This window comes from Pseudomonas ficuserectae (assembly GCF_024584585.1).
Classification (GTDB): Bacteria; Pseudomonadota; Gammaproteobacteria; order Pseudomonadales; family Pseudomonadaceae; genus Aquipseudomonas; species Aquipseudomonas amygdali.
In genome coordinates, this window is the sequence record NZ_CP085684.1 from 832,028 (window position 1) to 842,601 (window position 10,574).

7 protein-coding genes are annotated in these 10,574 nt (G+C 53.5%); 3 read left to right on the forward strand and 4 right to left on the reverse strand.

What is annotated here, in order from left to right; translation table 11 throughout:
- Nucleotides 1-37: 37 nt before the first annotated feature.
- Genes LJU29_RS03750 through LJU29_RS03760 form a run of 3 tightly spaced genes read right to left on the reverse strand, consistent with a single transcriptional unit; the run spans nucleotide 38 to nucleotide 5,096 of the window.
- Entirely contained in the window at nucleotides 38-2,539 is a 2,502-nt protein-coding gene (locus LJU29_RS03750) for an Hsp70 family protein (protein WP_257111668.1), read from the reverse strand.
- Nucleotides 2,536-2,892 (reverse strand): hypothetical protein, encoded by a 357-nt coding sequence (locus LJU29_RS03755; RefSeq protein WP_257111669.1) that lies wholly within the window; start codon nucleotides 2,890-2,892, stop codon nucleotides 2,536-2,538. Before LJU29_RS03755 ends, LJU29_RS03750 begins: the two co-directional genes overlap by 4 nt.
- A gap of 8 nt (nucleotides 2,893-2,900) precedes the next feature.
- Nucleotides 2,901-5,096 carry a tetratricopeptide repeat protein gene (locus LJU29_RS03760; protein WP_257111670.1) on the reverse strand — a complete coding sequence of 732 codons (2,196 nt, stop codon included), beginning with the start codon at nucleotides 5,094-5,096 and terminating at the stop codon, nucleotides 2,901-2,903.
- A gap of 420 nt (nucleotides 5,097-5,516) precedes the next feature.
- On the opposite strand from LJU29_RS03760, the gene LJU29_RS03765 reads away from it, so the two are divergent.
- The 3 genes from LJU29_RS03765 to LJU29_RS03775 are packed head-to-tail and all read left to right on the forward strand — an operon-like array spanning nucleotide 5,517 to nucleotide 9,695.
- Nucleotides 5,517-6,404: a type IIL restriction-modification enzyme MmeI gene (locus LJU29_RS03765; RefSeq protein ID WP_306459388.1), complete on the forward strand. Its 888-nt coding sequence runs from the start codon at nucleotides 5,517-5,519 to the stop codon at nucleotides 6,402-6,404.
- Nucleotides 6,401-8,521, forward strand: coding sequence for a DEAD/DEAH box helicase (locus tag LJU29_RS03770; protein WP_019740127.1), 2,121 nt, complete (start codon nucleotides 6,401-6,403; stop codon nucleotides 8,519-8,521). The genes LJU29_RS03765 and LJU29_RS03770 overlap by 4 nt, the downstream gene beginning before the upstream one ends.
- Nucleotides 8,514-9,695 carry a GIY-YIG nuclease family protein gene (locus tag LJU29_RS03775; RefSeq protein WP_019740128.1) on the forward strand — a complete coding sequence of 394 codons (1,182 nt, stop codon included), beginning with the start codon at nucleotides 8,514-8,516 and terminating at the stop codon, nucleotides 9,693-9,695. Before LJU29_RS03770 ends, LJU29_RS03775 begins: the two co-directional genes overlap by 8 nt.
- Nucleotides 9,696-9,917: 222 nt before the next feature.
- Here the strand turns inward: LJU29_RS03775 and LJU29_RS03780 are convergent, their stop codons facing one another.
- On the reverse strand, nucleotides 9,918-10,463 hold the full coding sequence (locus LJU29_RS03780) for a hypothetical protein (RefSeq protein ID WP_007247268.1): 546 nt from the start codon (nucleotides 10,461-10,463) through the stop codon (nucleotides 9,918-9,920).
- Nucleotides 10,464-10,574: the final 111 nt, after the last annotated feature.

A 10,574-nucleotide genomic window follows, 5' to 3' on the forward strand; every position in this document is an offset into this window, starting at 1 on the left:
GCGACGGGTCGGTGAAGACCCGTCGCAAACGGCGTGCTTAAACGATACCAGTATAGAGGCGCACGTCTTCCTCTGCGCGCTCGGTATCCGGAACAAGCATCCACAATTGACCATTTACGTCACGCAAATCGTCCCAGTTCTTGGTCGCAACTAGCCGGCGTCCATGGTCGATCAGTTGCTTGGCCTGCGCTTGATCGTTCATGGTGGGCCGTATCTCTTCCAGGTGCTGGAACATACCGACTAGGAAGTCGGGCTGGCGAGCTAGGATTTGGAAGTGAAGTCGCTGTAATTCGCTCGTCGCAGCGTCGATACGCTCTGGGTTGGTTGAGTGGATATGCAACTCCTCTCGCGCCAGGATTTCCTTCAGATGATGCCGCTCGCGATCGTTGCCCGACTCTTGAACTATGGAGGCCGTATCGGACTTGACCTTGAGATAGTTTGCTTTTGCAGCATCGATCCGCTTGGATGCTGTCAACTCAAAAATCCCTTGAGCAATCTTGCACTTCTTGTCTTCGAGCTTGAAGCGATCGTCGGTCACGTCGTCGCTAGAAAGCGATGCGCTCTCAACGATAAGCGACTGGATTTCGTCATTCAGTTTCTCCAACTTAGCTGCGCCATCATGGTTGTTGTTCGCCTGCGCGTCCTCAATCTCGGACTGGATCTTCGTTTCGAGCTGAAGCACCTCGGTGGCCAACAAGCGGGTATCGACGTGGCGGGCCTGGCCCTTGAAGACCTGAGAGAACTCCTGTCCCGTACCGTTCAGGTATGCTGACACCGTCAAATCTCGGGACTCTGACATTTCGAAGGTCAGATCCACCTCTGTGCCGCGAAGAAGGTCACGGCTGATTTGCTCACCGGTGATGGCCAATATTCCAATCGGCTTATTGGTCGATGAATGTTTTTCGGATGGTCCTTCAACGACCATGATGGTGACGATGGCGTCACGAGAGCCTTTGACGATGGTCTTGGCGATCTCAACGGTACGCTTCCCTTTAGTAGGTAGTACGCAGTTTTTTGCAAAAATCAGGTCGAGTCGTGTGTCCTTGGTGGAAAGATCGTCCCTAACTAGGCAAATGTCTTCTGGAAGCATTTGGCCGGCGACGCTGTAGCGACCCTGTGCAATCTGGATCGAGTCAAAGCCGACATCGATGATGTTGGATTGGCCGTCAAGAATTTTGAAAGTGAACCGATTGAAGAATCCTTCGCGCAGCGGCAGATCTTCAGCGATGCGGGTCGTGAGGGGCTTCAGACCACTATCAAAGCCGTCGTCATTTGAGATCCGATAGAACAGGTCGGCGGTATTTCCCTCAACCTTGGCGGTAAAGGTTTCTTCGCTTTCCTGGGAGTTGCGGTTGTAAACAGCACGAAACTTAATCTGTGAATTCATGGGGGCTTTTGGTGCAGCGCCTTCCGGCTTGAATTCCTTGCTGCCCGCAAAGTAAGCAGCTCCGATGGCAATCGCGCTGGTCGGATCAATCGATGTATTGACCGGTATGCTCATCATCTCCTCGACGCGCTTGCGAACGTAGGGGCTGTAGGTCGAGCCACCAACCATCAAGATGAACTTGAGATCGCTCGATTGCAGGGAGTGACGCGTCAGTATCTTTTTCATCATATCGACAGTGCCGTCCACCGCGTCCTTGATGACACTTTCGAACTCAGAGCGAGTGATGGTCAGGATGGTGTCAATGGCATTACCCTCGTCATCCTCAAGATCACGAATCATGCCCAGATCGATTTCCGCCGATGCCTTGGTGCTCAATTCGATCTTGGCTTCCTCCGCCTTGTGTAGCAAGACAGTCCAAAGCTTGTTGTATTTGCCTTTCTCGCTTTTCATTTGGGCGAGAAGGTCCTCGAACTTTCCGCGGCGGTTGATCTCCGGAACCAGAATCTTCTCAACGATCATCGAGTCAAAGTCAGATCCACCTAAATAGTTGTCACCTTCGTGATCAACCACCGTTAATTCGCCTTCGACAATCTTGACCAACGCTACGTCAAAGGTGCCGCCGCCCAAGTCATAAACAATCCACTGGCTGTTCCGAAGGTCATCATTCTTTTCCTTGTTCGCATACGCCAAACTGGCTGCGATCGGCTCTTGGAGCAGGACCACGTGCTTGAAGCCGGCTGAAATTCCTGCGTCCTTGGTGGCGTTTGACTGCACGGTATCAAACGAGGCGGGTATGGTGATTACCGCAGCTTCGACTGCTTCGCCGGAATGTACGAATTCCTTTAGCTCCTTGAGAACAAAAGCAGAAAGCTCGACCGGAGTCTTGGATGCCTTCAGTGACTGAATCTTGATGGTTTCTGTAGTGCCCATTTTTCGCTTGAAGCGACTGGCAACGCTCTTCGGGTCCTTTTCGGCATACGTGCGAGCCTGATCACCGACCATGATCCGGTCATTTCGGAAGCCTACGATCGACGGGAGCGTTTCCTTGAAGCCGTTGGGGTTCTTGAATACCTCGACTGATCCTTTGTCAAATTTGGCGATGAGCGAGTTACTGGTTCCCAGGTCAATCCCGAAATTGATCATCTTTGTCATTGTGATGCCTCCTCCTTGCTCTGTACTACAACGATCCCTTTTTGCACGACCCGTGAGACCGGGCCATTTACCAGTCGAATCACAGGCTTGATGACCTCGGTCACTATCAGGTTCTCGGTGCCTGCGCCGACGATGGTGGCTTCGAGGTCAGTGCGTGTCTCCTTGAAGGGCTGTCCCAGCGGATCCTCGATCACCAAGGACTCATGCTGTTCGAATTCCGCTTTGATTCGGTCAACGTTGCGTTTAGCGTGCCCAAGGTCGCCGTGAACTTCCAGCTTGCGTTCTATTTCATAAAGGCTGTTCAGTACAACAAGAGTCCAGCGGTGTATTTCAATTGGCGGGGAAATGGCCATGACTATCCTTAATCGCGGTTGAATGACATTGGAAATAAGCGGAGCATCATGGCGTTTGGAACGTCACGTAAGCTGATAGGGGGAGACTTTTTTCCTCTGAGCTTGTCTACTACTATGGCTGAGCCATTGTGAAGCACGATATCTACCCGATCCCAAGGCACTTTATTTTGGCTGGTGAAAACCAGCCATTTTGAATCGAAGCTCATGCCAGATTGGGTGACCTGGACCGGACCGATTGTCAGGGTTCCGCCACGCTTTAACTCGCCGAGGAGGTTTTCCATCAAGTCTGGAATGATGTAGTGGAATGCGGCATTGACGAGCTTTTCGAACAGCTCATCCTGTTTGTCGCGGTCGGAAGATGTCCATGCGAGCATGTACTCCTTGCCAGTCCGTCGCTTAGCGGAGAATAGGTAGTTGTGTGAGCCATCTTGCTCGACCATGATTCCCCAGCGTAGGGCTCGGATCTCATTTGCTGGGCACAGGTCACCGTTATCGGAAACTCCTTCCTTCGTAACTTTCCAGTGGCGAGCATTCCCGAAGCTCAAGTGAGACTCGTGCTCTCGTTGCTTTTTGATCATCTCCGAGATTGCTTCGAAGTCTTCTTTCAAGCGCTGTGTGAGCTCAATCGATTTGAAGGAAAACTCTTTACTTTGCTCAATAATCGCCAAAGAGAGTTCCGAGTCTTCATGAACGTTGTGCGCATCAATGGCAATGCTTCTGACCAAATTTACCGCTTCATTTTGCAAATTGCGGAAGTAGGGTGGCAGCAGATTAAGGATGCTGATGATCTTATGCGTCTCCAGAACCTCCTTGATCTGCTCGACAGTTACTTTAATGGCCTCTGCCCGATTTTTGAGCTCCCGTAGCGGGATTAATATGGAATCCGCCTCTCGTAATGCGTTTTCAAAGCAGCGATCGGCATAGGAGGGCATGACCCAGCGACGACCATCGAGCAATGCTTCAATGACGGGAACATCCCTGGCGGCAACGGCCTTGCTAAAGATGCGGTCGTACTGCGCTGCAAATGGCTCGCTTAACCACTCCCTGAGCTCTTCGGAAACACTCACGCGTTCGATAAAATCGAGGGGCGACCATTCTTCGTCCAGAAGGAAATGGTTGATATCGCCTTTGGACAGAAACTCCAGAAGAGGCTTGCACTTATATACTTCCCAGTTATGGGAAGCGACCTCTATGTTGGACAGCTTTTCCGCTAACTCAATCGCCTTTGAACGATCGACAGTTATCCCAGGCATCCAATGTAGTTTTCCCTCCTCAAGCTCAATTTCCTGAAGTAACGTCTTTTTCCATTTCTGGACAACCTTGGGTTCAAGATCACCGAAATCGAAGTCGTTCGGGCAATTCAGGAGCTGGAAAGGGTTGATGTAGATCGAGTACCACTGATCTTCCGGCTGGCAGAGTGACTTTCGGGAAGACTGAACCTTGCAAGCCAACTCCAAGAGTCGAGTCTTGACAGATTGGATGCAGTCTGGCGCCTTTTCGTGAGACACGTCTCTGCGCATGACTGAGCGCCAACAGTCGACAGCATCAACGTCTTGGGAGACGTCATCCATGTTGTAGGCGAGGCCAAGGTTGAACAACGACGCGGTATCATCGCTTTGGTGCGCGTTGCGCGACCAGTATTTGATGGCATCAAAGCCATGCTTGTTAAGGAAATGGAGAATACCTAATCGATTCAGGTCCCAGGAATTGAGACCCTCAAGTTCATCGAGCTTGGTGAGTACGCGGATTTCTTCCGCTCGCTTCTCCGTGGCGTTGTTTTGCCCGTAGATGTGCGCAAGACCTCGTAGCGCTTCAATCTCATCGCTGTCACAGTCAAGTGCCATTTCGAGCGAGCTTTCTGCTTCCTTAGAAGCTCCCAGTTCAAGCTCCAAGCTGCCCCGCTTTGCCCACGCTTGGGCAAAGTATGGGGCTTTGTCGTTGGTTCCTTTGAGGGCTTCTAGGGCTGCCTCTTTCCTGCCTAGGGAAATATTGTTGAGAGCCAAAAGCCACCAGCCATCAGCATTGTCAGGATCCTGGACCGTGGCGGCTTTGGCAGAAATGACTGCCTCCTCATATCGGTCGCGTCTACGTTGATCTCTAGCCTTTTCTATTAACTCTTCTACGTCCATATTAAAATTTTGAATCCCGTCCGGGGCGCTGGCGAAATTGCCATGATTCTGGCAGTTGAGTTTGCGAGGGTTCATCTGATCACGTGGACAGCTTTGCCGGTTGATTGTCGCTCAATAATTGGAGCACCTAAAGTTGCATGGTTGCAATCCTCGCGCCGATGGAAGGCAGGTAGAAATTGTGCTTTTAGCCGTTCACTGGCGGTCAATTTTTCGGCGTGCATTGGTCAAATCGGATGCAAACGAAGGTCAGCACCAATGCAATTTGCCCTTAAGGGTTATGTCAATCTCAGTATGAGTTTCTAGAAAATTCTCGATGGGATTTCCGTCAATCTTGCCTTGGCGTTCCTTCGCGTTGTGTCAATCCTGCGCAAAAGGTTTGACAGTCAAGCATTGTCAAGGGAACGGTGTCCAATAGCAGTTTTTTCGAGGGGTCGAGCCTGTCAAACATCGGGGCGTCAAGATGCTGCGAAGCCATATCTGGTTAACGCCCCTGATGTGATCGTGAAAGCAAGGGACACGCAATTAGCGGGCTTAGCCGAAATGCTTTCGGGAGATAAGTTGACCGATGGCGGAAACCTTGTACTTTCGGCAGAAGAGCGGCACCAGTTATTGAGCAGTGTGCCTGGCGCACAACGTTTTCTCGGAAAATTAGTAGGGGGGCAAGAACTCATCCGTGGCGTACTTCGGTACGCACTTGTGATCCCTGACGATGAACTCGATCAGGCCTCTAGGATGCCTGGCGTCGAAGAGCGACTACGAGCTGTTGCCACAATGCGAGCGTCAAGCACTAAAAAGGCCACACAGGAATTGGCTGAAACCCCCCATCGCTTTGACGAATCTCGCTTTATAGCGTGCCGAAAAATCATTATCGCCCAGCTATCATCCGAGAATCGTAATTACTACCCGTGCGACGTTTACGAAGCAGCGGCTGTTGCCATGGCTCCGTCGCTGGTGATCTACCAAGACGATGGTTTTTTGTTGGCACTACTCTCATCACGCCTCCATTTAGTATGGGTGGGCACGGTTTGCGGTAAACTCAAAACCGACTTTCGCTACTCCAATACCTTAGGCTGGAACACCTTCCCCGTGCCGCTGCTCACCGAGCAGAACAAGGCCGACCTGACAGCCTGCGCCGAGGCGATCCTGCTGGCCCGCGAAGTACATTTCCCCGCCACCATCGCCGACCTTTACAACCCGGACACTATGCCGGACAACTTACGCCACGCTCACGAGCGCAATGACGAAGTGCTGGAGCGCATCTACATCGGCCGCCGCTTCAAAAACGACACCGAGCGGCTGGAAAAATTGTTTGACCTTTACACCAAGATGACGGTGGATGCGGCCAAAGCTGCACCCAAAGCAAAAAAGGGAGTGAAAACTTGACGGAACCAGCCAGCAATCCGACCAATGCCTACACCGTGCCGTCGGTGTCAATCACCACCGCGCGTACCGGCGCATCCAGCAAGGCAAACGCGTTTGGCATGCGCGCCATGCAGGAGCGCGCCTATGCCAAGCGCGGCGAGCAGTACCTGCTGATCAAATCGCCCCCCGCATCAGGGAAATCCCGCGCCCTGATGTTTATCGCGCTAGACAAGCTGAATAACCAGGGCCTGCAGCAGGCTATTGTAGTAGTACCAGAGCGCTCAATCGGAGGAAGCTTTGCTGATGAACCGCTGAGTCAACATGGCTTCAATTGGGACTGGCAGGTGGCCCCACAGTGGAACCTATGTAATGCCCCAGGCATCGATGAGCCACGCATGGCCAAATCCAAGGTAGATGCCGTACGCGCTTTCCTGGGCAGCATTGACAAAGTGCTGGTATGCACCCATGCCACCTTTCGCTTTGCCGTGGAAGAATTAGGTATTGAAGCTTTCGATAACCGTCTGATCGCTATCGACGAATTCCACCACGTTTCTTCCAACCCAGATAACAAACTGGGGAGCCAACTGGGCACCTTCATCACCCGCGACAAGGTGCATCTGGTTGCCATGACTGGCTCCTACTTCCGTGGCGATAGCGAAGCGGTGCTGGGCCCGGCGGATGAAGCCAAGTTTGAGACGGTTACCTACACCTACTATGAGCAGCTCAACGGCTACCGCTGGCTCAAGTCGCTGGATATCGGCTACTTCTTCTATACAGGCCGCTACGTTGATGCCGTCGTCAAGGTGTTGGACCCGGCACTGAAAACCATCATCCATATTCCCAATGTGAACGCCCGCGAAAGCCTCAAGGACAAGGAGCGCGAGGTCAATGAAATCATGAGCGCGCTGGGGGATTGGCAAGGGGTAGATCTGGCCACGGGCTTCCATCTAATCAAGGCAAATGATGGCCGCACACTGAGGGTGGCTGACTTGGTGGATGACAGCGATCCGGCCAAGCGAACCAGAGTACTCGCTGCGTTGAAAGATCCGGCGCAGAAGGATAACCGTGACAACGTGGATGTCATCATCGCGCTCGGCATGGCGAAAGAAGGCTTTGACTGGATCTGGTGCGAACATGCACTGACCATTGGCTACCGTAGCAGCCTGACCGAAATCGTGCAGATCATTGGCCGCGCTACCCGTGATGCCGAGGGCAAGGAACGATCGCGCTTTACCAACCTGATCGCGGAGCCCGCGGCTGAACAAGCCGCTGTGGCTGAGGCGGTGAACGACATGCTCAAAGCCATTTCCGCCAGCCTGCTGATGGAGCAGGTGCTAGCCCCTCGCTATGAGTTCACCCCCAAACACACTGGTCCGAAAGAGGGCTTCGATTACGGTGAAGAAGGCTACAAAAGCGACGGCCACAACGTCGGCGTAAACAAAGACACCTGCCAGATTCATGTGGAGATCAATGGGCTGACCACGCCGCAAAGCAGGGAGGCCACTCGCATTTGTAAGGAAGACCTGAACGAAGTCGTCACCAATTTTTTGCAGGATAAAACCGTGCTGGAGCGCGGCCTGTTCGATAAGGACAACACCCTGCCCGAAGAGCTGACCCAGTTGCGTATGGGCAAGATCGTGCGCGAGCGTTACCCGGACTTGAGCGAGGCCGACCAGGAAGCCATCCGCCAGCACGCCATCGCAGCCATGAACATTACCCAGCAGGCCAAGTTGGCCTTGGCACAAGCCGATGCTAACGACGACGGCATGCCTCAAGGCAGTACGGCATTACTGGATGGTGTACGCAAGTTCGTTAACGTGCGCGACCTGGACATTGACCTGATCGACCGCATCAACCCCTTCGATGCCGCCTATGCGGTGCTGGCGATAGCGATGGATGAGAAATCACTGCGCCAAGTGCAAGCCAGCATTGCGGCCAAGAAAGTGAGTCTCCCCGAAGACGAAGCTCGCGAGTTGGCAAAACGCGCGTTGCAGTTCAAGAACGAGCGCGGTCGTCTGCCAGACATAAATTCCGCCGATGCATGGGAAAAACGAATGGCTGAAGGCGTGGCCGCGCTGGCACGTTACCGTGCTCAAGCCAAGGCGGCACAGGCGTCGGGAGACTCCCGCAATGGCTGATATGAACGATGACGAACTGCTTGACGCTCTGGGCGTAGAAGTCAAACCGCTCAAGGCCGCAAGCCGAACTCCACGCGAGGAACGTATCATCGCCGGCTTCGAGGACATTCTGCGCTTTCATCAGAACCATGGACGCGCTCCGCTGCATGGCGAGGATGGCGACATCTTCGAGCGCCTCTACGCAGTGCGCCTGGATCAGCTACGCAAGTTGCCAGAAGCACAGACCCTGCTGGCCGGGCTGGATGGCTCCGGCCTGCTATCTGTTGCCGCAGCGGCCTCCACTGACATGGATGATATGGACGAAGACGCCTTACTGGCCGAGCTGGGTGTTGGCGATGAGCCCGCCGACCAGAACGATATCACCGTGCTGCGCCATGTACGTTCTAGCACTGAAAAGCGCGCAGCCGAGGAAATAGCCGACCGTACGCCGTGTGCGGACTTTGACCAGTTCCAACCTCTGTTCGAGCAAGTGGAGCGGGATCTAAAGTCTGGCGTTCGCAAAACCCTGCGTTTTGGACGCGATACCAGCATTGAAATCGGGAACTACTTCATCGTGGGTGGGCAGCTAGCCTATGTGGCGGAAATCGGCGAAACCATCAAAGCTCCCAATGGCGAAAGCGATGCTCGCCTGCGGGTCATCTACGCCAACGGCACGGAAAGCAATTTACTGCGCCGCTCACTACAACGAGCATTGTACAAGGACGACACCGGCCGTCGCCTGACCGACCCAGACATGGGGCCGCTTTTTGGTAATGCGCCGGAACCTGACGATATTGAAAGCGGAACCATTTATGTGCTGCGCAGCCTGTCTAGTCACCCCTTCGTCGCCGAGCACCGCGAGCTGATACACAAGATCGGCGTGACCGGCGGCAAGGTGGAGGCGCGCATCGCAGGCGCGGAAAAAGATGCCACTTATCTGTTAGCCGACGTGGAGGTAGTCGCAACCTACAAGCTTCACAACCTGAACCGCACCAGGTTAGAAAACATCTTCCATCGCGTGTTCGGTGCAGCACAGCTCGACTTGACCATAGAAGACCGCTTCGGCCATCCGGTGAAACCGAGGGAGTGGTTCCTGGTGCCGCTTCAGGTGATTGACGAAGCGGTTGGGCGTATTCGGGATGGATCGATTACTGATGTGGCCTACGACCCCCAAACAGCTCGTTTGGTCAGCTAAGGCCACTGAAGGGGCACAGAAGACTGCAACGAGGGGGCACATCAGAAAACGGACTTTATAGTGCGTTAAGCTGATTTCATAACAGCGTGGAGCTTACCGATTTTTCCGAATTCTGTGGCCTCCTCTGTAGGCTACCCGAGGCTACCCGTAATCCTCGCTGAAACCGGTATCACTGCGCAACAATGGAACAGCCAACGGACTTGAGGCTCGTGGCGGCCACCATTAGGTTGCCGCATTTCGGTTCGCTATGGCCTCCCGAGCCATCCATTCTTCGTGTTCACGGATAGACCGATCAATCGACGACTCCGGTATCAAGTGCTTCCAGCTCTGCTGTTCCTGGTAGACATGGCCTCGGTGTATGTCAGGCTGGATTAACGCACCTGCGGCGCTAAGAATCTGGCGTGAGCGATGCCAAAAACGGTGGGCTTCATTGCTACTGATAATGGAGACCGGAACGATCGGCAGACTGTGCATTCGGTGAAGTCTCCACAAGGCGGCCAATCCGTAGCCGCGACGCTTGTACTCGCGTGAGATCTCAATTCCGTAAACGAACAGTCGATCCTGGAGTGGGCTGATTGTGTAGCTTATTTCACCGACTTCAAGGGCATTGACCATGATCGCCATTTTAATAAAAGGTGAGGGGTAACAAGCGTAGGTCCTGTGGCTAGCCGTTTCCAGCAATAACAGCCGTACAAAAGGGAATATCTTATCCAGGTGGTGAGCATGCCGACGGTGAAAAAAATCTCTGATCGGTTCAAAGGGTTCCATACCAATCCTCTTGGGTTGACAGTGATCCTTGGCGGCGCTTACAGCCGCTTACCCTGTTGACGCTGAGGTCGAATTGACCCTGTTGCCGAGATGTCGCTGACTCAGTCGGAC